This window comes from Pseudomonas sp. QC2 (assembly GCF_002859085.1).
Classification (GTDB): domain Bacteria; phylum Pseudomonadota; class Gammaproteobacteria; order Pseudomonadales; family Pseudomonadaceae; genus Aquipseudomonas; species Aquipseudomonas petroselini.
In genome coordinates this window covers 1-21,044 of record NZ_PKKS01000011.1, presented here as the reverse complement: position 1 = coordinate 21,044, position 21,044 = coordinate 1, and the positions used below count along the sequence as shown (strand labels likewise).

General features: G+C 61.4%; 18 protein-coding genes. 7 read left to right on the top strand and 11 right to left on the bottom strand.

The window, feature by feature from the left end; all coding sequences use genetic code 11:
- Positions 1–19: 19 nt before the first annotated feature.
- The gene (locus tag QCBJ_RS11195) at positions 20–1,447 is read right to left on the bottom strand and encodes a di-heme oxidoredictase family protein (protein ID WP_093543232.1); all 1,428 of its coding nucleotides are present in this window, start codon (positions 1,445–1,447) and stop codon (positions 20–22) included.
- A 139-nt stretch (positions 1,448–1,586) separates the two neighbouring features.
- Here QCBJ_RS11195 and QCBJ_RS11190 point away from each other — a divergent pair, with 139 nt between their 5' ends.
- Entirely contained in the window at positions 1,587–2,150 is a 564-nt protein-coding gene (locus tag QCBJ_RS11190) for an NAD(P)H nitroreductase (protein WP_015885665.1), read from the top strand.
- Between the two features lie 123 nt (positions 2,151–2,273).
- On the opposite strand, the gene QCBJ_RS11185 is transcribed toward QCBJ_RS11190, so the two are convergent.
- The 7 genes from QCBJ_RS11185 to gap all read right to left on the bottom strand — a co-directional run bounded on the left by QCBJ_RS11185 (position 2,274) and on the right by gap (position 11,234).
- The gene (locus QCBJ_RS11185; RefSeq protein WP_102060836.1) at positions 2,274–4,412 is read right to left on the bottom strand and encodes a methyl-accepting chemotaxis protein; all 2,139 of its coding nucleotides are present in this window, start codon (positions 4,410–4,412) and stop codon (positions 2,274–2,276) included.
- Positions 4,413–4,550: 138 nt separating this feature from the next.
- Entirely contained in the window at positions 4,551–4,952 is a 402-nt protein-coding gene (locus QCBJ_RS11180; RefSeq protein ID WP_015885663.1) for a YbaN family protein, read from the bottom strand.
- 148 nt (positions 4,953–5,100) lie between these two features.
- Entirely contained in the window at positions 5,101–5,709 is a 609-nt protein-coding gene (locus tag QCBJ_RS11175; RefSeq protein WP_102060835.1) for a biliverdin-producing heme oxygenase, read from the bottom strand.
- Between the two features lie 137 nt (positions 5,710–5,846).
- Positions 5,847–8,417, bottom strand: coding sequence for a TonB-dependent receptor (locus QCBJ_RS11170; protein ID WP_046035270.1), 2,571 nt, complete (start codon positions 8,415–8,417; stop codon positions 5,847–5,849).
- 115 nt (positions 8,418–8,532) lie between these two features.
- Entirely contained in the window at positions 8,533–9,501 is a 969-nt protein-coding gene (locus QCBJ_RS11165) for a FecR domain-containing protein (RefSeq protein WP_102060834.1), read from the bottom strand.
- Positions 9,502–9,575: 74 nt separating this feature from the next.
- Complete coding sequence (locus QCBJ_RS11160; RefSeq protein WP_015885659.1) at positions 9,576–10,094, bottom strand: RNA polymerase sigma factor; 519 nt, start codon at positions 10,092–10,094, stop codon at positions 9,576–9,578.
- A 138-nt stretch (positions 10,095–10,232) separates the two neighbouring features.
- Complete coding sequence (gene gap / locus QCBJ_RS11155; protein ID WP_015885658.1) at positions 10,233–11,234, bottom strand: type I glyceraldehyde-3-phosphate dehydrogenase; 1,002 nt, start codon at positions 11,232–11,234, stop codon at positions 10,233–10,235.
- Positions 11,235–11,455: 221 nt separating this feature from the next.
- Between gap and edd the strand changes: the two genes are divergently transcribed.
- The 4 genes from edd to QCBJ_RS11135 all read left to right on the top strand — a co-directional run bounded on the left by edd (position 11,456) and on the right by QCBJ_RS11135 (position 16,556).
- Complete coding sequence (gene edd / locus QCBJ_RS11150) at positions 11,456–13,282, top strand: phosphogluconate dehydratase (protein WP_015885657.1); 1,827 nt, start codon at positions 11,456–11,458, stop codon at positions 13,280–13,282.
- Positions 13,279–14,235: a glucokinase gene (locus tag QCBJ_RS11145; RefSeq protein ID WP_015885656.1), complete on the top strand. Its 957-nt coding sequence runs from the start codon at positions 13,279–13,281 to the stop codon at positions 14,233–14,235. Before edd ends, QCBJ_RS11145 begins: the two co-directional genes overlap by 4 nt.
- A 127-nt stretch (positions 14,236–14,362) precedes the next feature.
- Positions 14,363–15,097 carry a response regulator gene (locus tag QCBJ_RS11140; protein WP_015885655.1) on the top strand — a complete coding sequence of 245 codons (735 nt, stop codon included), beginning with the start codon at positions 14,363–14,365 and terminating at the stop codon, positions 15,095–15,097.
- A gap of 31 nt (positions 15,098–15,128) precedes the next feature.
- On the top strand, positions 15,129–16,556 hold the full coding sequence (locus QCBJ_RS11135; RefSeq protein WP_218189864.1) for an ATP-binding protein: 1,428 nt from the start codon (positions 15,129–15,131) through the stop codon (positions 16,554–16,556).
- 123 nt (positions 16,557–16,679) lie between these two features.
- Here QCBJ_RS11135 and QCBJ_RS11130 read toward each other — a convergent pair whose 3' ends face one another.
- Positions 16,680–17,609 (bottom strand): AraC family transcriptional regulator, encoded by a 930-nt coding sequence (locus QCBJ_RS11130; protein WP_015885653.1) that lies wholly within the window; start codon positions 17,607–17,609, stop codon positions 16,680–16,682.
- Positions 17,610–17,937: 328 nt separating this feature from the next.
- Between QCBJ_RS11130 and QCBJ_RS11125 the strand changes: the two genes are divergently transcribed.
- Together QCBJ_RS11125 and QCBJ_RS11120 are read left to right on the top strand one after the other, a co-directional pair.
- A complete protein-coding gene (locus tag QCBJ_RS11125) occupies positions 17,938–18,279 on the top strand; it encodes an antibiotic biosynthesis monooxygenase family protein (RefSeq protein WP_064054598.1) in 342 nt (113 codons plus the stop codon).
- Positions 18,280–18,323: 44 nt separating this feature from the next.
- The gene (locus QCBJ_RS11120) at positions 18,324–18,569 is read left to right on the top strand and encodes a hypothetical protein (protein ID WP_046035272.1); all 246 of its coding nucleotides are present in this window, start codon (positions 18,324–18,326) and stop codon (positions 18,567–18,569) included.
- Between the two features lie 61 nt (positions 18,570–18,630).
- On the opposite strand, the gene QCBJ_RS11115 is transcribed toward QCBJ_RS11120, so the two are convergent.
- Together QCBJ_RS11115 and QCBJ_RS11110 are read right to left on the bottom strand one after the other, a co-directional pair.
- The gene (locus tag QCBJ_RS11115; RefSeq protein ID WP_015885650.1) at positions 18,631–19,263 is read right to left on the bottom strand and encodes a flavin reductase family protein; all 633 of its coding nucleotides are present in this window, start codon (positions 19,261–19,263) and stop codon (positions 18,631–18,633) included.
- A 90-nt stretch (positions 19,264–19,353) separates the two neighbouring features.
- On the bottom strand, positions 19,354–20,673 hold the full coding sequence (locus tag QCBJ_RS11110) for an MFS transporter (protein WP_015885648.1): 1,320 nt from the start codon (positions 20,671–20,673) through the stop codon (positions 19,354–19,356).
- Between the last annotated feature and the right edge of the window lie 371 nt (positions 20,674–21,044).

Here is a 21,044-nt window from a genome sequence, read left to right as displayed (position 1 = left end):
TCTGTAATTGGGGCGAAGCTTATAAAGAATTCAGGAACGCCAGCAACGCAGCGCGCTGCTCGGCATTAAAAGACAACACATGCTGCTGCGCCGCTTGTGCTTCGCCGCCGTGCCACAGCACGGCTTCCAGCAGGTTGCGAGCGCGGCCGTCATGCAGGAACTGGGTGTGGCCACTCACGGTTTGCGTCAAGCCGATACCCCACAACGGCGGCGTGCGCCAGTCGCGGCCGCCGGCCTTGAATTCGCTGCGGTTGTCGGCGAGGCCCGGTCCCATGTCGTGCAACAGCAGGTCGCTGTAGGGGCGGATCACTTGGTTGGCCAGCTCAGGTTCGGCGGCGTTGGCGGCCGTGGTGAACGCGGGCGTGTGGCAACCCTGGCAGCCAGCTTGATAGAACAGGTTTTTACCGGCCAGCACCTGTGGCGTGTTGACGCCTCGGCGCGTCGGTACGGCCAGGTTACGGGTGTAGAACAGCACCAGGCGCAGGATATTGTCGCTGACCTCCGGCTCGCCGTCGGGGCCATTGCCGTTAGGGGCTTGTTTGCAGGCGACTTGGGCATCGGTGCAGTCATCGAACGGTCTCAGGGAAGTCGTGAGGCCCATATCACCAGAGAACGCGTGAACATTTTGTTGATTGAGGTTGGGTTGCCCGGCTTTCCAGCCAAAACGCCCGAGCACGGTTTTTTGCTGGGCGTCGTCCCAGACCCAGTTGGCGCGGCCGACGATGGCTTCCTTGTCGGCGGTCTTCGGGTCGGTGTTGCGCAGGATATCGGCATCGCTGATGGCTTCGAGCAGGCCCAGGCCGATCATCGGCGGGGCGATGCGGGCGGAGAAGCGTGTGTCCGGATGCATCGGGCCGTAGCCGAGTTGGGTGATTTGCAGGTCCGGCTTGCGTAACTCGACCACGGTGCCGTCCTTGAACGTCACGTTGACCGGTGTGTAGTCCATGCGCACCTTACCTTCGGGCACTACGCCCGGCACCGCCATGTCCTGCAGTTGCCCGCCGTAGACCGGCTCGGGCACTACGCCGATCTGTTCGATGAGTTTGGCATAGGGCGCAGCGTCCGGAATCGACAGGCGCACCAGCATCGACACCGCATTGGGTGCGTCGGGCAACGGCGGATGCCCACGGCCGTCCTTGATATGGCAGTTCTGGCAGGCGTTGGTGTTGAACAACGGGCCCAGGCCATCACGCGCCGTGGTGGTGGACGGGGCGATCACCCACGGGCTGCGAAAGAAGCTGTTGCCGACGCTGAAGTCCAGGCGCCGCGTGGGCGACAGGTTCGCCGAGGGCAAGGAAAACGCGTTCTGGTCGCGCTTGTTCACCGTCGCAGCGCCGCCCGCCCGTGATTCACCCGGCTCGGCCTTGGTAAACCTGGGCGCGTCATCGCAGGCAGTCAGGCTCAAGGCCAGCAACCCTGCGGACAGGCGAAAAAGCGAACGGAACATCGGGTTTCCTGAGTGAAGGCGCAAAATAGGGGCGCAAAGTCTAACAGGGCGGGGCGCAATGAATAAGAGCAATTATCGTTTGGTGGTATCCGATTCATTCCCGCTAGAATGACCGCACATTTTTTTCTGGAGGTGGCCAATGCAGGCTCTCGACGCTTTGCTCAACCGTGTTTCCGTGCCGCGCCTGCTGGAACCGGCACCGACCCAGGAGCAGCGCGACGTGCTGTTCGCCGCCGCCATGCGTGCACCCGACCACGGCCAGCTGCGCCCTTGGCGTTTCCTGACGGTTGAAGGGGCTGCCCGTGAGCAAATGGGCACGCTGCTGGCCGAGGCTGCGCGCCTGCAAGACGCGGACGCACCGCAAGCCGCCATCGACAAGGCCCAGAACGGCCCGCTGCGTGCGCCGCTGGTGGTGGTGGTGATTGCCCGTTTGCAGGAACACTTCAAGGTGCCCAAGTCCGAACAACGGCTGGCCGCCGCCTGCGCGGCCCACGGCATCCTGCTGGCCGCGTATGCCCAAGGGATTGGTGCGGTGTGGCGCACTGGTGAGTTGTCCTACTCGGCCCACGTCGCCAAAGGCCTGGGGCTGACGGCGGATGAGGAAGTGATTGGCTTCCTCTATTTGGGTACGCCGCAGAACCCGCCGCGTACGGCGGCTAAGGAAGATGTGGCGGCGTTCGTCCAGGCCTGGCAGGGTCTTTAGCCGTTCGTGGACCCCATGTGGGAGGGGGCTTGCCCCCGATAGCGGTGTGTCAGCTACAGATAAGTAGACTGATACTCTGCCATCGGGAGCAAGCCCCCTCCCACATTGCTCCTTTGGTGTTATTTAAACCTTGAACTGATCCATGAGTTTCATCTGCTGGCTGGCCAAGGCATTGAGTTGGCTGCTGATGGCCGCCGACTCAGTCGCCTGCCCGGTCAGGGTTTCGGTCACGGTGCGGATCGCCGAGACATTGCGGTTGACCTCTTCGGCCACCGCGCTTTGTTGTTCGGCGGCGCTGGCGATCTGCAGGTTCATGTCGCTGATCACGGTGACAGCATCGCTGATCTTGCCCAGGGCCTGCACCGCTTGATGGATCTGCCCCGCATTGCTCTGGGCCTGGCTTTGGCTCGAATGCATGGTGGCCACCACGCCACGGGTGCCGCTCTGGATGCGTTCGATCACCAGGCGGATTTCCTCCACCGAATCCTGGGTGCGCTTGGCCAGGTTGCGCACTTCGTCGGCCACCACCGCAAACCCACGGCCACTTTCCCCGGCGCGCGCCGCTTCGATGGCGGCGTTGAGGGCCAGCAGGTTGGTCTGCTCGGCAATGCTGCGGATCACTTCCAGCACTGAGCCGATCTGCTCGCTATTGACCGCCAGGGCTTCGACTTCCGTCACCGCCTTGCTGACTTCCCCGGCCAGGGTCGTGATATCCCGTGTGCTCTGCTCAATGATTTGCATGCCTTCGCGTGCCGATTGATCTGCACCGCGTGCCGCGTTGGCAGCATTCGAGGCGCTGTTGGCGACGTCGTGGGCGGTGGCGCTCATTTCATTGGACGCGGTGGCCACTTGGTCGATTTCGCGGAACTGCACCTGCATGCCTTCACTGGTCTGGCGCGCGATGGCGGAAGACTGGTCCGCCGTGCCCCGGGCTTCGGTGATGCTCTGCTTGATTTGGGCGATGGTCGGTTGCAGCTTGTCGAGGAAGCGGTTGAACCAGTTCACCAGTTCGCCCAGTTCATCCTTTTTGGCATAGGCCAGGCGTTGGGTGAGGTCGCCTTCGCCGCTGGCGATGTCCTTGAGCATGGCGGCCACGCTGTTGATCGGACGGGTCACGCCGGTGGCGGTCAGCCAGATCAGCAGCAGGCCAAGCAGGCACGCGGCGGCGCCTACCAATAAGGCCTTGAGAGTGCCGCTGGCCTGGGCGGCGTCGAGCACGCCTTGCAGTTTCGTGGCGTCGGCAAGCATCACGTGTTTGGGCAGTTTGATCACCACGCCCCAGGCTTTTGCATCGGCAATTGGTTTGACCGGGTAGACCGCACGGATCGTATCGCCCTGTTCGCGGTTGACGTTGGTGCCACTGGCCAGCAGTTGCACGATTTCCTTGCCTTCGGTACCCAGAATGTCGACCAGGTTTTTGCCAACTTTGTCTGATTCACCGCTGTAGGCGGCAATCAGGCCGGTGCTGGACAGGATCTCCAAGTGCGCCGCACCGTCAAACAGTTCTTTTTGTGCCGAGTCCGTCGCCGCTTGCAGGCTGTTGAGCCCGATATCGACACCGACCACGCCGATCACTTTGCCGTCCACGATCAGCGGTAGGGAGATAGTGGTCATCAGTACCGGTGTGCCAGTCACCGTGTCTTCGTACGGGTCCAGCAGACAAATACTGCGGGTGTCTCGTGGACAGGTGTACCAAATGTTGTAGGGCGTTCCGCTGAGGTTGAGGGTGGTCTTGGTCAGATCTTCCTCAACCATGAGGGTGTTCAAACCTTCACCACCGACGCGGTTCCAGTAGCTGGAGAAACGGCCTTTTTCGTTGGAGGCGCGGGCCTTGTCGTCGACGAAATCACTGTCCTTGCCATCCAGGCCATTGGGCTCGAACGACAGCCAGACACCGAGCACCTTGCTGTTGCGTTCGAAGGTGGTTTTCAGGCTCTGGTTGAGTTCTTCACGCAAGGCGCCTGGGTCCAGTGAGCGTTTGATGGCGAGGTTGCGCAGGTCTTTGACTTGGTCGGCGAGGGCGGTCACCACCAGCAGGTTCTCGCCGAAGGTTTTCTGAAGTTGCACCGCCTGTTCGGCAGCCTTGGCTTGCAGCAGGTTCTGGACGCTGCTTGTGAGCATTCGTGAGCTTGAATCGCTGATCAGATGGTCGTTCTGATCGGTCTCGTAGAGGTTGATGCTGATGATCAGCGCTATCACCCCCAACAGGCAAAGACCGGACAGCAGCACAATTTTCAAGCGGATGGAGAGGGTGTTGAACATAGGTTCACTCACGAATGCACTCATGGGTATGCAAGCACCAGAGCCAAGTCCATTCAGCGCTATGTCTGAAACATCGGCGTCATAAATCAATACATGAGAGGCAGGCGATGAACGGCGCGTAAGCGCCTGTACGCGCCGTTATACGGGCTGTGCGAGCCGTTCGGGGCGTGACCAGATCCACAGGTTGCCCAGGCTCATCCCGGCAATCGCCAGGTAGATCGGCCAGCCGTGGTCGAGCATCACCAGCATCAGCGTGGCGCAGAGCAGCATGCTCACGGTGGCGCTGACCTTGGCCCGCCGGGCAATGATCTTGCCGTTGCGCCAGTTGGACAGGATCGGCCCGAACAGCCGATGGTTTTCCAGCCAGGCGCTGAGACGCGGCGAGCTTTTGGTGGCGGCCCAGGCGGCCAGCAGGATGAATTCGGTGGTGGGCAAACCCGGTATGACAATCGCCACCAACCCGATGCCCAGGCTGACGTAGGCCAGCAGGCCGAAGAGGATCCGGGCGATTTTCGAGGTGGATGGGGTTTTGCGGGTCATGGTTTATTTGTAACGTCGCGAAGTGAGCGCCAACTGTGGGAGGGGGCTTGCCCCCGATGGCAGTAGTTCAGTCACTGTAGAGGGTGACTGGTACTCAGCTATCGGGGGCAAGCCCCCTCCCACAGTTGATGGCATTTCAATCTGGAGGTCAGGCCAATTCAGGGGCGCTAGCGTACGCCTGTTCCAGCAATACGGTGAAGCGTACAAACGCGTCGATCGCGCCTTTTTCCACAGCAGCTTCTTCTTCGGCGCTGAATGGCAGGGCGTCGAGAGTGCGCGTGAAGCTTTTCCAGCCTTCGGCACGACCACCGGCCGGCTCACCCAGGTGGCGGGCACCGAAGGTTTCACTCAGGCCCAGGCCCACGGCGCGCTTGATCAGGAACGCGGCGCCCAGCTTGGAACCTTCGGACACAAACAGCCAGCCCAGGGCTTCGGCCTTGCTCGGGTTTTTCACGGCGCCGGCGACCGGTGCAGGCACGTCGGTGTCCAGGTCGCCCAGATCCAGCTTGGCGGCTTCGGCGCGGCAGCGCTCGGCCAGGTCCGGCACGATCTTGATCAGTTCGGCATCGTTGTACAGGGCCACCAGTTCCGATTGGAACAGGTATTGCGCCACCACGAAACGGGCGAAGTTGGCTTGGGTTTCAAACGGGGCATGAGCCTTCACCAGTGCGTCGAGCTTGGTGTGTGGCTCGTGGGTGATCTGGTTCAGGCGCTGGGAGCGCAGGCTTGGGCGTTCAGCGGTAGGGGAAGCGGTCATGGAAAAAGTCCTTGAGAAGGGAAGCGCCTGGGTGCCCGAAAGAGAGCTGTTATCAACTAGACGAACAAGAAGACGCGGCACAGTAAAAAATCCTCACCCCGGCGCTGAATAATTACGCCGGGGTGAGGCGGGTTTCATCAGATGTCCCAGATCACGTTGATCGCAAAGTTGCGACCTGGCTGGGTCAGGCGGTCGAGGTTGGCCGGGGAGGTCACACCGGCTTCGCCGACGCCGTCGTAGCTGCGCACGTCGTCCCAGTTCCAGTACTTCTTGTCGGTCAGGTTGTAGAGGCCGCCGTTGACGGTCACGTCGTGGGTGACCTTGTAGAAACCGGTCAGGTCGACGATGCCGAAGCCTGGGGTCTTGAACGGGGCACTGGTGGTGTTGCCGTCGGGCGAGAAGAACGTATTTTTGTCGACGCGGTTCTGTTTCTTGACCAGGGTCCAACTGACCAGGGCGCCATATTGCTCCTGGTCATAACCCAGGCCGAACACGCCCTTGAGTGGGTTGACACTGTTGAGCGGCTGGCCGGTTTCGTCGTTACGGCCGTAGGCGTAGGCCACGGCGCCCTGTGTATACAGACCCTGCGGTGAGCCGAAGGCGTCCAGGTTCATGCGGCCCTTGGCTTCAATGCCCTTGATGGTGGCGCGTTTGATGTTGAAGGGTTGGAAGATCGTGCCGGTCGGACTTACCGAGGTGTTGTCCTCGTCGATGAAGTCCTTGTACTTGTTGTAGAACACCGCGACATCGAAGTTGCCCGCGTCGAAGTTGCCGCGAATCCCGGTCTCGATGCCTTTGCTGGTTTCCGGCTTGAGGTCCGGGTTGGGCTCGACCACGTAACCTTGCTGGAGGTTTTCAAAGCGACCGTACAACGCCTTGGCCGACGGCGTGCGGAAGCCTTCGGCGTATTGGCCGAACCAGGTGTAGTGATCGGTCAGCGCGTAGGTCAGGCCGAATTTCGGCGAGACCCGGTGCCAGGTCTTGGTGCTGTCGTCGTGGGGGTAAATGCGGGTCGGGTCGGTGGCGTTGAGGAAGTCCTCGGTCAGCTTGGGCTTGAGCTGGGTGTAGTCGTAGCGAACGCTGGGCAGGAAGGTCCAGTTGTTCCAGGCGATCTGGTCCTGGGCAAACAGCGAGTAGGTGTTGATGGTCGGGTCTGGGAAGTCGCTGGCCTTGCGCACGCTGTCACCGGCCGAGGGGCTGGGTGCGCCGATGGCCGTGCAACCACTGCCGACGGCCAGGCAGGTGGCGGCGCCTTCGCGCGAACCGGTGACTTTCTGCTGCTTGAGGGTGGTACCGTACGTGACGTGGTGATCGGTTTCGCCGAGGCTGAAAGCCTTGTCCAGCTGGGCGTCGAACACCCATTGCCGTTCTTGGTACAAGGTCTCGCGGGTACGCAATACGCGTCGACTTGGCTGGTAGATTTCGGCCGTCGTCTGGTCGGTCTTGGCAATCTGGTAGTTGAGGCTGGTCTTGATGCGGTCGGCAATCGGCGACTCGAGGGCAATGCTGTTTTCCAGGCCGAAGCGTTCGCGGGTAATGGTGTCGTTGCCGGTACGGGCACGGTACCAGTTCGAGACGAAGGGGCCGGCGTTGAACGGGCCGCCCACGGCGTTCTTGAGGTTGGTGTCGCGATCATCCTTGTACTTTTCATACGTCAGGCCCAGGCGGTTGTCATCGCCGTAGTTCCAACCGAGCTTGGCCAGGATATTGGTCGTACGTGCGTCTTCCGGGTTGGCGCCGGTGCGGGCCAGGCCGGTGGCGTTGTTGCCGTCGTAGGACTCCATCTCGTGGCCATTGCGCTGGCTCAGGTGCAGCAAGCCGTCGACGTCCTGCACACGGCCGGCGACGGTGCCGGAGGTCAGCCAGCTTTCGTCGGCGGAGCTGTAGCCAGTCTTCAGGCGCGCGCCGACGTCCTGGCCGGGCTTGATGATGTCGTCCGGATCGAGGGTGAAGTAACTCACCGCGCCACCAATCGCGCTGCTGCCGTACAGGGCCGACGCCGGGCCGCGTAGGATCTCCACGCGCTTGACGATTTCCGGGTCGACGTAGTTGCGACGGGTCTTGGCGTAGGGGCCGTTGAAGAAGTTGTCCGGCACTTCCACGCCGTCCACCTGGGTGAGGATGCGATCGCCGTCGATGCCGCGAATGTTGAAACCGGCGTTACCGGCACGGGTGCCGGCGCCGCCGACTGAAACGCCAGGCTCGTAGCGCACCAGTTCGCGAATGGTGTTGACGTTCTGGCGGTCCAGCGCTTCGCGCTCATGCACGCTGACGGTGCTCGGCACGCTGCTCACATCCTGCTCGTTACGGGTGGCGCTGATGGTCACCTGTTGCAGGTTGAGGGCGCCGCCCGCTGCGCGCTTTTCCAGGACGATGCTGTTGCTGCCCAGTTTGCGGTAGCTCAGGTTGGTCCCCACCAACAGCCGGTCCAGGGCTTTTTCCGGCGACAACGGGCCGCTTACGCCAGGGGACGATACACCCTGGCCCAGTTCCGCCGGCAGGCCCACTTGCCAGCCGGTCACGGCGGTAAAGGCGTTCAGTGCCGAAACCAGCGGCTGCTGCTCGATGCTGAAAGTGTAATTGCCGTGGCTGCGCGGGGCAGGTTCGGCGGCGGTGGCGGTCATCACTGGCGCAGCGGCCAGCAGGATGGCTGCCGTCAGCAAGGACAGGACGGGCGAAGAGGACCGGCGGTTGAAACAAGAGGACATCGAGAGCGCTCCGGGGTACGAGTCTTATAGTTGCGAACTGAGACAAATAGGAATCAGTTGCATTGGCTAAGACGAGACGTACCACCGACAGCTATCGAGTAAAAATAATTCTCATTTAGTTCAAGATCACCAGCGCCGGGTATTCCGACAGCTTGGCCGAGGTGATGTGCGCCAGCGAACGCACCACGTCCAGGGGCTGGTCGAGGCGGTAATTGCCGGTGACGGCGACGCTGGCGAGTTGGTCGTTGGTGTTGACGATCCAGCCGGGGTAATAGCGACGCAGCTCGGCGAGCACTTCGCTCATCGGGCAGTTTTCGAAGATCAGCCGGCCTTGCACCCAGGCCAAGTCCTTGTTGGCGTCCAGTTTGGCGGGTTGGCCAAAGCCCTTGGGCCCGATGCGGATACTTTCACCGGCGCTCAGGCGCACACGGGCATCGTCGAAGGTATTGCTCAGGTCCACATCGCCGCGCTGCACTTGCACCTGCGCTTCGCCATTGAGGTAGCGCACGGCGAAGGCGGTATCGCGCACGCTGGCGCGTACGGGGCCGGCGTCGATCTCCAGGGGCAGGCCATGGCTGGGCACGACGTCGAAAAACGCTTCGCCCTGGTACAGGCGGGCGATGCGCTGGTGGTCCTTGATGCTGCTGGAAAACGCCGAGTTGGTGTTGAGCAGCACTTTGGAGCCATCGTCCAATTGCAGGCGCTGGCGTTCGCCCACCACGGTGAGGTGGTCGGCTTGCAGGCGTACCGGCAGGTTGCTGAAGCTGAACAGGCCGATCAACAACACGGCGGCAGTCGCCAGCGGTTTCCAATGCGGCTTGACCCGGCGCCAGGCGCTGGGTTTGCGCGGCGCGGCCAGTGCGACAGCAGCGCTGTGGACCGGCGCGCCACCCCAGGCGGCTTGGGCCTTGCCGAACGCGTGGACATGCGCGGGGTCGCTGGCCAGCCAGGCTTCGAATTCAGCCCGCTGCCCGGGCAGCGGGCACTGCAGGGCGATCAGCCAGTCGAGGGCTTGGTCCATAGCCGTGTCTTGCAACACCTCATGAGCCAGCTCATGGGGGCGCAGTTTATTCGGGTCCGTCACGGTGTTCCTCGGGTCTTCGCCACGTTCTATTCAACTTTCCTACAGCTTGGGTCGACGTTTCTGTCGGGAGAAGCTTAAGGCCGATCCAGCCGTTCGGCCACACCTACACAGATGGCCATGATCAATTTCAGTTCCTTTTGCACGGTGCTCAAGGACACTTCCAACTGATCGGCGATCTCCTGGTAACTGCAACCGTGCAGGCGGCTGAGGATGAAAATCTGCTGTTGGCGGGCGCTCAACTGGCCGAGGCTGACACTCAGGGCTTCAAGCATCTGCTCGGCCTGGGTGGCGTCTTCGGGGGTGCTGATGGGCGCGGCGACGCTTTGCAGGACGTCCATCGGAACATCTTCCTGCAGCGTACGGGCCTGGATCCTACGCGCGCGCAGATGATCCAGCGCGAGGTTGCGCGCAGTTTGATAGACGAAGGGCTCAAGGTGATCGATCGGCCGCTCACTGAGGGCCCGGGTGACGCGCAGGTAGGTTTCCTGCAACAGGTCCTCGGCGGTGCTGTGGTTATTCACCATCCGCTGCAAGGTGCGAAGCAGAACCACCCGTTGGGTGATAAAGACGTGGTTGAAGCGAGATTGGCTCACAGTGATACCAGACCGGTTTGCAGTTAATGATAATGCTTATCATCAACTAAAATGGCAAGTGGCTATTGCTGTGAGCCTGTATCGATCAAATGTGGGAGGGGGCGAGCCCCCTCCCACACAAGCCCTGCACAACTCAAATTATTCCGCGTTGCACAGCGCCAGGCAGTTATCCAGCATACGGTTCGAGAAGCCCCACTCGTTGTCATACCAGGCCAGCACTTTCAGCAATTTGCCGCTGACTTTGGTGTGATTGGCATCGAAGATCGACGACAGCGGGTTATGGTTGAAGTCACTGGAAACCAGCGGCAGGGTGTTGTAGCCGAGGATCTTCGAGTGTTGGCTGGCTTCTTTCAGCAGCGCGTTGACTTCTTCGGCAGTGGCTTCTTTCTTCAACTGCACAGTGAGGTCCACCAGCGACACGTTGATCACCGGTACCCGCACGGCCATGCCGGTCAGCTTGCCCGCCAGTTCCGGCAGCACCAGGCCGACCGCTTCGGCGGCGCCGGTCTTGCTCGGGATCATGTTCTGGGTGGCCGAACGCGCGCGGTACGGGTCGGTGTGGTAGACATCGGTGAGGTTCTGGTCGTTGGTGTAGGCGTGAATCGTGGTCATCAAGCCGCTTTCGATGCCCAACTCGCGGTGCAGCACCTGGGCGACCGGCGCCAGGCAGTTGGTGGTGCACGAGGCGTTGGAGATGATCTGGTGCGATTGACGCAAAATGTCATGGTTGACGCCGTAGACCACCGTGGCGTCCGCGCCCTTGGCCGGTGCCGAGATGATCACCTTGCGTGCGCCGGCGGTAATATGGGCGGCAGCCTTGTCACGGTCGGTGAACAGGCCGGTGCATTCAAACACCACGTCGATCTTGTGCGCGGCCCACGGCAGGTCGGCCGGGTTGCGGATGGCACTCACGGCAATCCGGTCACCATTGACGGTCAGGCTTTCCTGATCGTGGGCGACCTCTGCTTCGAAAGTGCCATGTACGGTGTCGTATTTGAGGAGATGAGCATTGATCGAACTGTCGCCCAGATCATTGATGGCGACGATCTGCAAATCCTGGCGGTAGCCTTGGGTATACAGTGCGCGCAGGACATTACGGCCGATACGGCCAAAACCATTGATTGCGATACGAAGAGTCATTGGAAAGTGCCTGTCGTCGATTTGTTGTAAGAATTACAAGATTATTCGCATAAAAATAGAAAACAAGCCTTTTTAGTGGCAATATTTTGTTCAATCTACAACGAGTGACCTGAATCAACTGGTCCGATGATCCAAACGACTCCCTGCCATCCCATGCGCTGCGGGCGTTTGATCAGCATAGACACTCAGGTCGCCACATCCGTTAGCCTGGAGTTCTACACATGCATCCCCGCGTCCTTGAGGTCACCGAACGGCTTATCGCCCGCAGCCGCGCCACCCGCGAGGCTTACCTTGCGCTCATTCGCGGCGCAGCCAGCGACGGTCCGATGCGCGGCAAGCTGCAATGCGCCAACTTCGCCCATGGCGTGGCCGGTTGCGGCACCGAAGACAAAAACAGCCTGCGCATGATGAATGCCGCCAACGTGGCAATTGTTTCTTCATATAACGACATGCTCTCGGCGCACCAGCCGTACGAACATTTCCCGGAACAGATCAAGAAAGCCCTGCGCGAAGTCGGCTCGGTCGGCCAGTTCGCCGGCGGCACCCCGGCGATGTGCGACGGCGTGACCCAGGGCGAGCCCGGCATGGAGCTGAGCCTGCTCAGCCGCGAAGTGATTGCCATGTCCACGGCGGTAGCGCTGTCCCACAACATGTTCGACGCCGCGCTGATGCTGGGCATCTGCGACAAGATCGTCCCCGGCCTGATGATGGGCGCGCTGCGCTACGGCCACCTGCCGATGATCTTCGTACCGGGCGGGCCAATGCCGTCGGGTATTTCCAACAAACAGAAGGCCGACGTGCGCCAGCGCTACGCCGAAGGCAAGGCCACCCGCGAAGAGCTGCTGGAATCGGAGATGAAGTCCTACCACAGCCCCGGCACCTGCACCTTCTACGGCACTGCCAACACCAACCAGCTGTTGATGGAAGTGATGGGCCTGCACTTGCCGGGCGCCTCGTTCGTCAACCCGTACACACCGCTGCGTGATGCGCTGACCCGCGAAGCCGCACACCAGGTCACGCGCCTGACCAAGGCCAACGGCAACTTCACGCCGATCGGCGAGATCGTCGACGAGAAATCCATCGTCAACTCGATCATCGCGCTCAATGCCACCGGCGGGTCCACCAACCACACCCTGCACATGCCGGCCATCGCGATGTCGGCGGGCATCATCCTCACCTGGGATGACATGGCCGACCTCTCCGAGGTGGTGCCGACCCTGTCCCACGTGTATCCAAACGGCAAGGCCGACATCAACCACTTCCAGGCGGCGGGCGGCATGTCGTTCCTGATCCGCGAATTGCTCGAAGCCGGCCTGCTCCATGAGGACGTCAACACCGTGGCCGGCAAGGGCCTGAGCCGTTACACCCAGGAACCGTTCCTGGTCGACGGCGAGCTGATCTGGCGCGACGGCCCCATCGAAAGCCTCGACGAAACCATCCTGCGCCCCGTGGCCCGTGCGTTCTCCCCCGAAGGCGGCTTGCGTGTGATGGAAGGCAACCTTGGCCGTGGCGTGATGAAAGTCTCGGCCGTGGCGCCGGAGCACCAGATCGTCGAAGCCCCTGCCGTGGTGTTCCAGGACCAGCAGGACCTGGCCGACGCCTTCAAGGCCGGGCAACTGGAAAAAGACTTTGTCGCGGTCATGCGCTTCCAGGGCCCACGGTCCAACGGCATGCCCGAATTGCACAAGATGACGCCGTTCCTTGGCGTGCTGCAGGACCGCGGCTTCAAGGTCGCGCTGGTAACAGACGGGCGGATGTCCGGCGCGTCGGGTAAGATCCCCGCCGCGATTCACGTCAACCCCGAAGCCCAGAGCGGCGGGCCACTGGCGCGGGTGCGCGATGGCGATATCATTCGCGTGGATGGCGTGAAGGGCACCTTGGAGCTTAAGGTGGACGCCGAAGAGTTTGCAGCGCGCGCGCCTGCCACGGGCCTGTTGGGCAATAACGTGGGGGCCGGTCGCGAGCTGTTTGCATTTATGCGCATGGCCGCAAGCTCCGCAGAGCAGGGTGCCAGCGCCTTTACCTCTGCCTTGGAGACGCTTAAGTGAAGTTAGCGCTGGTCGGTGACATCGGGGGCACCAATGCCCGTTTTGCGTTGTGGCGGGATCAGGAACTGCATTCGATCCGTGTGCATGCCACGGCGGATCACACGAGTCCTGAAGAGGCGATCAAGGTCTACCTCAACGAGGAAGGCCTGGAAATCGGGGACATCGGCGCGGTGTGCCTGTCAGTCGCCGGGCCAGTGAGCGGGGATGAATTTAAATTCACCAACAATCACTGGCGCCTGAGCAAGACTGCCTTCTGCAAAACCCTGCAAGTGGATGAGCTGCTGCTGGTCAATGACTTCTCGGCCATGGCCCTGGGCATGACCCGTCTCAAGCCCGACGAATTCCGCGTGGTCTGCGCAGGCACGCCGGAGCCGTTGCGCCCGGCGGTGGTGATCGGCCCGGGCACCGGCCTGGGTGTCGGTACGTTGCTGGACCTCGGCGCTGGCCGCTTTGCGGCGTTGCCGGGGGAGGGCGGGCATGTCGATTTGCCGCTGAGCAGCCCACGGGAAACCCAGTTGTGGCAGCACATCTACAGCGAGATCGGTCACGTCAGTGCGGAAACCGCGTTGAGCGGTGGCGGGTTGCCGCGTCTGTACCGTGCGATTTGTGCGGTTGATGGCCACACACCGGTCCTGGAAACGCCCGAGGCCATCACGGCCGCAGGCCTGGCCGGTGACCCGGTGGCGATGGAAGTATTGGACCAGTTCAGCATCTGGCTGGGCCGCGTCGCAGGCAATAATGTGCTGACCACCGGTGGACGCGGTGGTGTGTATATCGTGGGCGGGGTGATACCGAGGTTTGCCGACTTCTTTATCCGCAGTGGCTTTGCCAAGAGCTTCAGTGACAAAGGCTGCATGAGCGACTACTTCAAGGGCATTCCGGTGTGGTTGGTGACGGCGCCGTATTCCGGGTTGACCGGGGCGGGTGTGGCGCTCGAACAGGCTTTTGCATAGGCAGTGATGGCCCTGTCGGGGGCAAGCCCCGTCCCACAGTTTGATGTGTGAATACATTCAAAGTGTGGGAGGGGGCTTGCCCTCGATGAGGCCATCAAGTACACCCCATAACAACAAGGAGGACCCCGTGAGCGTAATCAGTAAATCGATTCTCCTCGTCGACGACGACCAGGAAATCCGCGAATTGCTGCAGACCTACCTCAGTCGCGCCGGCTTCCAGGTGCGTGGCGTGCCGGATGGCGCGGGGTTCCGCCAGGCGATGAACGAGGCGCCCTGCGACCTGGTCATCCTTGATGTGATGTTGCCAGACGAAGACGGTTTCAGCCTCTGCCGCTGGATCCGCCAGCACCCGCGCCAGGCGCAGGTGCCGATCATCATGCTCACCGCCAGCTCCGACGAGGCTGACCGCGTGATCGGCCTGGAGCTGGGTGCCGATGACTACATCGGCAAGCCTTTCAGCCCCCGCGAGCTGCAGGCGCGGATCAAGGCCCTGTTGCGCCGTTGCCAGTTCGGCCAGGAGCGCAGCAGTGGCGGCGATGTGCTGGTGTTTGATGAGTGGCGCCTGGATATGATCAGCCACCGCCTGTTCCACGTGGATGGCGAAGAGGTGATCCTCTCCGGCGCCGACTTTGCCTTGCTCAAATTATTTCTCGACCACCCGCAACAGATCCTCGACCGCGACACCATCGGCAACGCCACCCGTGGCCGCGACCTGATGCCGCTGGACCGTATCGTCGACATGGCCGTCAGCCGCCTGCGCCAACGCCTGCGCGATACCGAAAAACCGCCGAGGCTGATCCGTACGGTGCGCGGCAGTGGGTATCAACTGGCAGCCAGCGTGGTTGCCGGCAATGCCCACTGAACCATTGACCGAGCGCCGTCGGCGCTTCCCGGTGCCGCGCTCGCTGTTGGGGCGCATGCTGCTGCTGACGCTGCTGGCCGTGTTGTTTGCCCAGGCGCTGTCCAGTGTGATCTGGGTGTCGCAGTTGCGTGCCACCCAGCTCGAAGGGCTGGTCACCAGCGCCCGCAGCCTGGCGCATTCGATGACCGCCAGCGTGAGTTACTTCCGTTCGTTGCCGGTGGCGTATCGGCCGTTGGTGCTGGACCAATTGCGCAGCATGGGCGGCACGCGTTTTGTGGTGACCCTCAATGATCGTCCGCTGGACATGGCCATCCTGCCGCAGACCCCGCGTAAACAGGCGGTGCTCGAGGCGGTGGACGAGGTGTTGAAACAAACCCTCGGCGCCGATGTGCACATGTCGGTGGAGTTCGTCAGCGCCGAAGACCTGCGTATCTTCAACGCCGGCCTGAAACTCGATGAACTGCCGCGCTCCTGGGCGCACTACGCCCTGACCCTGGAACCGGTGAACCCGCCGGTGCTGGTCACCCAGATCCAACTCGCCCAGGGCGAATGGCTGTACATCGCCTCGCTGTTGCCCGAGCCCTACACCAGCCTTGAGGAACAAGGCCTGCCGTCCCAGCAAGTGTGGTTTATCGTGCTGACCAGCGGTTTCCTGCTGCTGTTTATCGGGTTGCTGGTGCACTGGCAGAGCCGGCCGCTCAAGCGCCTGGCGCGGGCGGCGCGGGACATGTCCCTGGGGGCCGATGTTGAGCCGGTGGCCGAAGGCGGTGGCAGCGAAGTGGTGGAAGTAGGGCGTGCGTTCAATGCCATGCGCGAGCGCATCAGCCGCTACCTGACCGAACGCAGCCAATTGTTCAGTGCGATCTCCCACGACTTGCGCACGCCGATCACCCGCCTGCGCCTGCGCGTTGAATTGCTTGAAGACGAAAACCTGCAAGCCAAGTTTGGCCGCGACCTGGATGAGTTGGAGTTGCTGGTGAAGGGCGCGCTGCAATGTGTGAAAGACACCGATATCCACGAAAACATCGAGCCGGTCGACCTCAATCACGTGCTCGACTGCCTGGTGGAGCCGTATCTGGCGCCTAACGGTAATGGCCGCGTGACTCAACATGGCCGCGCCCTGAGCACTTATCCGGGCAAGCCGCTGGCGCTCAAGCGTTGCATCGGCAACTTGATCGACAACGCCTTGAAGTACGGGCAGAACGCGCATTTGCACATCGAGGACGATGGCGCGGAGTTCATCCTGCACGTGGATGACGAAGGCCCCGGCGTGCCGGAGCAGCGGTTGGAGCAGGTGTTCGAACCGCACTTCCGCCTGGCCGGGCAGCAGCAGGGTTACGGCTTGGGCTTGGGGATAGCGCGCAACATTGCGCATAGCCATGGCGGCGAAGTGAGTTTGCAGAATCTGCGCGAGGGTGGGTTGCGGGTGACCCTGCAACTACCGCGCGGCTTAGACTGAACACAAGCGGTCAACGTGTGGGAGGGGGCTTGCCCCCGATGACAGTATGTCAGTCAGCTTAGTCTGTAGCTGACCCACCGCAATCGGGGGCAAGCCCCCTCCCACATTTTGATCTTCATTGGTTCAGATGCTCTGGCGCAACCGCGCCAGGTCACGCAATGGCGGCGCACCAAAAAGCCGGCTGTATTCCCGGCTGAACTGCGACGGGCTTTCATACCCCACGCGATACCCCGCCGCCGACGCTTCCAACCCTTCGGCAATCATCAATCGCCGGGCCTCCTGCAAGCGCAGTTGCTTCTGATATTGCAGCGGACTCATGGCGGTGATTGCCTTGAAGCGGTGGTGCAAGGTCGAGACGCTCAGGTTCACTTCCTTGGCCAAGTCATCGATGCGCAGCGGTTGTTCGTAGTTGCCATTCAACCACTTGATCGCCTGGCTGACGCGATGGCTCTGACTGTTGGCCACGGCAATTTCATACAGCCGATAACCCTGCGGGCCCCGCAACAGGCGATAGAGAATTTCCCGGTTGATCAATGGCGCGAGCATGGCGATGTCTTTGGGCGTATCGAGCAGGCGCGCCAGGCGCAGCACGGCGTCGAGCAATTGGGTGTCGATACGGTCCACGTACATGCCACGGGAGGTTGGACGCGTCGGCACGCCCATCGGGCCGGCTTCGGCAATCAAGGCGGTGAGCTGGGCCGGGTCGATGTTGATGCGTACCGACAGGTTCGGGTCTTGCGGGGTGGCATCAATGATCCGCCCGGCCACCGGCATGGCCACCGAAAAGACTAAATAGTTGAGCGGGTCGTAGGCGAAGATTTCGTCAGCCAGGCGCACTTCCTTGCTGCCGCTGGCCAGAATGCACAGGGCCGGCTCGACCAGCACCGGCATGAAGTCGCGCGGCGTGTTGTGGCGGTTCAGGTACAGCGTCGTGATGGCCGTGCCGTAGGAGCCTTCTTCCCAGGTATGCCGGTGCACGATACTGGCCAGCTCGGCGCGCTGTTTTTCCATCTCGGCATCGAGGGGGATGGATTTGGATTCGGGCGACGGCATGGGGCGTCCTCTACAGGCTGCGGTGATGGGGGCAAGCTTAGCGGCGACGGTTCAAACAGTGTTACGTCGATTCTGCACAATCCTTGCCTGATCCTGCGCCCTATCGTGAATCAGGCAAGCAGCGGGCCTGTCATCTCCCTGAAACACGGCGTTTGCCCGTGGAATAAAGCCCTGGGCCGAACGTCCTCTCTACGCTTCTCGCAGGATTGTGCAATAAGCCGGCAGGAATCGACTAACCGCGTGCTCACCCGCGCCGTTATCTTTGATCCTGTGGCAACACACCCTCACAGTGCTTGCCGAGCATCACTTCTCAACGGGAGAGTCGAACATGTCCACCCCCATTCCCGCGAGCCATATGGCCTTTATCCGCGCCCGCACCGGGTGCAGCACCGAACTCGGTGCACGCTTGAGCAGTTTGATCGAACCGGGCCGCCAGGCTCAGGGTTGCCTGCAATTCTCGTTGCAGCATTCCCAGGTCGACCCTGATGTCTGGTTGATCTCCGGTTTCTGGAGCAGCGAGCAGGCGATGAGCGCCTACTTCGACTCTCCGGCCCTGATGATCTTTACCGAGCTGTTGAACGACATGGTCGTGCGCAGCATGGACTTCCAGACCTTCACCGATGCATCCGCCGCGAATGCCTACGGCGAGTACCTGCAACTCGCCGGCTGATCAGGTTTAGAATGGCCGACTTTCCATTGGCCAGGACCTGCAACATGGCACGTAAACAATTTGCCCACCACGAAGCCGTATCCGCCGTAGTACCGGGTGAAGGTGGCTACAGCGCCGCCGTCGCCGTCAAGGCACTGGATGGCATGGGCGCACCGAAGTTTCACAAGATCCTTGATGGACAGACGTTCAAGACCGCTTCCGACGCCGACGATGCAGCCACCGTGCAGCTTGAACGGCTGATCGGTGTGGATGAAGAGGGTCAACTGACCTGGGCGAGCGCCGCCAACTGAGCAACGCCGACAATCTAATGTGGGAGGGGGCAAGCCCCCTCCCACTTTTTATTGTATTCAGTCAGGGTTTGGTGGCGCCTGGCCGGTACATCTTGAACAGCGCCTCCGGCCCCAACTGGAAGTAATCCGCCGGGCCACCACCGCGCAAAATCGGCTCGGCGGCGGCGGTGTCGTAGACCCCATCCTTGAGCAGCCACTTGGCGATGTGCACCGCGACCACCTCGCCCAGCACCAGCCAACTCGGCACCAACGCTTTGTCCGCACGTTGCAACTGGATGATCTGCGTCACCTTGCACTCGAACGACACCGGGCTCTCGCCCACCCGTGGCACGCCAACGATCTTGGAAGCCACCGGCGTCAGGCCGGACAACTCGAACTCGTTGACCTCGGGGGAAACGGCGGCGCAACTCTGGTTCATCTGCTCGGCCAGCGGGCGGGTCGCCAGGTTCCACACAAACTCGCCGGTTTGTTCGATGTTGTTCAGGCTGTCTTTGCGCCCGACACTGGAAAACCCGATGATCGGCGGAATGTAGTTGAACGCATTGAAGAAGCTGTAGGGCGCCAGGTTCAGGCGGCCTTCACTGTCGTGTGACGAAATCCAGCCGATCGGCCGTGGCCCGACGATGGCATTAAACGGGTCATGGGGCAGACCATGGCCGTTGGCGGGTTCGTAGAAGTGGATATCGTCGGACATGGCCTGTTCCATACTCGGTTCTGGGGCACGCATCATAACCAATGTGGGAGCGAGCAAGCCCGCTCCCACTTGTTTTACTGCATTGGTTCTTTAGTCGGTGGTGATGCGCGAGTGCTTGCGGGTGTCCTTCATGGTCACGTAGACCACCAGCGACACCGCGATGCATGCGGTCACATACCAGTAGTAGCCGGTCTCCATGCCGATGCTCTTGAACCACAGCGCGATGTATTCAGCGGTACCGCCGAAGATCGACACCGTCAGCGCATATGGCAGGCCCACGCCCAGGGCGCGGATTTCGGTCGGGAACAGTTCGGCTTTCACCACGGCGTTGATCGAGGTGTAGCCGCTGACGATGATCAGCGCAGCCATGATCAGGAAGAACGCGCCCCACCAGGACTGGATGGTGTGCAGGGTGGTGAGGATCGGCACGGTGAACAGCGTGCCGAGGATACCGAAGGCGATCAGGATCGGCCGACGGCCTACCTTGTCCGACAGCCCACCGACGATCGGTTGCAGGCACATGAACAGGAACAGCGTCGCCGCCGAGATGGTGGTGGAGTCGGAAATGCTCATGCCGACGGTGTTCACCAGGTATTTCTGCATGTAGGTGGTGTAGGTGTAGAACGCCAGCGTACCGCCCATGGTCAGGCCGACCACGGTCAGCAGTTCCTTGGGGTGGCGCATCAAGGTGCGCATGGCGCTTTCCTTGGCTTTTTCCTTTTTGGTGAACGACTCGGTTTCTTCCATGCCGCGCCGCAGGTACAGCGCGACCACCGCACACAGGGCGCCAATGGCGAACGGGATACGCCAGCCCCAGGCATACAGTTGCTCGGTGGTCAGCACTTGTTGCAGCACGATCAGTACCGCCAGGGCGATGAGCTGGCCGGAAATCAGGGTCACGTACTGGAAGCTGGAGTAGAAACCGCGACGTTCCTTGGTCGCCATCTCACTGAGGTAAGTGGCGGAGGTGCCGTATTCGCCGCCGACCGACAGGCCCTGCAGCAAACGGGCAAATACCAGCAGGATCGGCGCACCGATACCGATGATTTCATAGCCAGGGCTCAGGGCAATCAGCAACGAGCCGAAGCACATCAGGTAGACCGAGGCCATCAAGGCCTTTTTACGTCCGACTTTGTCGGCATACAGGCCCATCAGCCAGCCACCGATCGGGCGCATCAGGAAGCCCACGGCGAAGATCGCGGCGGTGTTGAGCAGTTGGGCGGTGGTGTCGCCTTTCGGGAAGAAGGCTTTGGCGAAGTACAGCGAGAAAGCGGCGTAGACGTACCAGTCGTACCACTCGACCATGTTGCCGACCGATCCGCTGAAAATCGATTTGATCCGGCTGGACGTGGTGCGCTCTTTCGCCGGCGCAGCCGCCGACCCCAGAGGCAGGGAGTTGGAGTTATCCATTGAAGGATCCTTCATCTAGTTGTTTTTATGGAGCGTGCTTGAGCACTGCCTGGCTGGAGCTATAGCAGGAGCTGTGCCAGGTGGGTGAAGGCCCGGAATAGAAGGGTTACAAGATTTTATTGAGCGGAAAGTTGCTGATGATTTTCAGGTGATGAGCGGAAATCCGCTTATGGCTGCTGTCCTCATCGGGGGCAAGCCCCCTCCCACACTTGAGCGTGTTCACAAATCAAAATGTGGGAGGGGGCTTGCCCCGGTACAAACCGGGGACATCGTTTACATTTCTAACCGGGGACATGGTTTACAGGTTAATACGCATGATCAGGAGGTAACTGATCATGCCCTGGAACCAAGAGTCCCCCATGAACCAACGA

Excerpts from the sequence above, each read along its gene's own strand:
- QCBJ_RS11195 (WP_093543232.1), bottom strand. The coding sequence starts at position 1,447 with ATGTTCCGTTCGCTTTTTCGCCTGTCCGCAGGGTTGCTGGCCTTGAGC.
- QCBJ_RS11190 (WP_015885665.1), top strand. The coding sequence starts at position 1,587 with ATGCAGGCTCTCGACGCTTTGCTCAACCGTGTTTCCGTGCCGCGCCTG.
- QCBJ_RS11185 (WP_102060836.1), bottom strand. The coding sequence starts at position 4,412 with ATGTTCAACACCCTCTCCATCCGCTTGAAAATTGTGCTGCTGTCCGGT.
- QCBJ_RS11180 (WP_015885663.1), bottom strand. The coding sequence starts at position 4,952 with ATGACCCGCAAAACCCCATCCACCTCGAAAATCGCCCGGATCCTCTTC.
- QCBJ_RS11175 (WP_102060835.1), bottom strand. The coding sequence starts at position 5,709 with ATGACCGCTTCCCCTACCGCTGAACGCCCAAGCCTGCGCTCCCAGCGC.
- QCBJ_RS11170 (WP_046035270.1), bottom strand. The coding sequence starts at position 8,417 with ATGTCCTCTTGTTTCAACCGCCGGTCCTCTTCGCCCGTCCTGTCCTTG.
- gap (WP_015885658.1), bottom strand. The coding sequence starts at position 11,234 with ATGACTCTTCGTATCGCAATCAATGGTTTTGGCCGTATCGGCCGTAAT.
- edd (WP_015885657.1), top strand. The coding sequence starts at position 11,456 with ATGCATCCCCGCGTCCTTGAGGTCACCGAACGGCTTATCGCCCGCAGC.
- QCBJ_RS11130 (WP_015885653.1), bottom strand. The coding sequence starts at position 17,609 with ATGCCGTCGCCCGAATCCAAATCCATCCCCCTCGATGCCGAGATGGAA.
- QCBJ_RS11125 (WP_064054598.1), top strand. The coding sequence starts at position 17,938 with ATGTCCACCCCCATTCCCGCGAGCCATATGGCCTTTATCCGCGCCCGC.
- QCBJ_RS11120 (WP_046035272.1), top strand. The coding sequence starts at position 18,324 with ATGGCACGTAAACAATTTGCCCACCACGAAGCCGTATCCGCCGTAGTA.
- QCBJ_RS11115 (WP_015885650.1), bottom strand. The coding sequence starts at position 19,263 with ATGTCCGACGATATCCACTTCTACGAACCCGCCAACGGCCATGGTCTG.
- QCBJ_RS11110 (WP_015885648.1), bottom strand. The coding sequence starts at position 20,673 with ATGGATAACTCCAACTCCCTGCCTCTGGGGTCGGCGGCTGCGCCGGCG.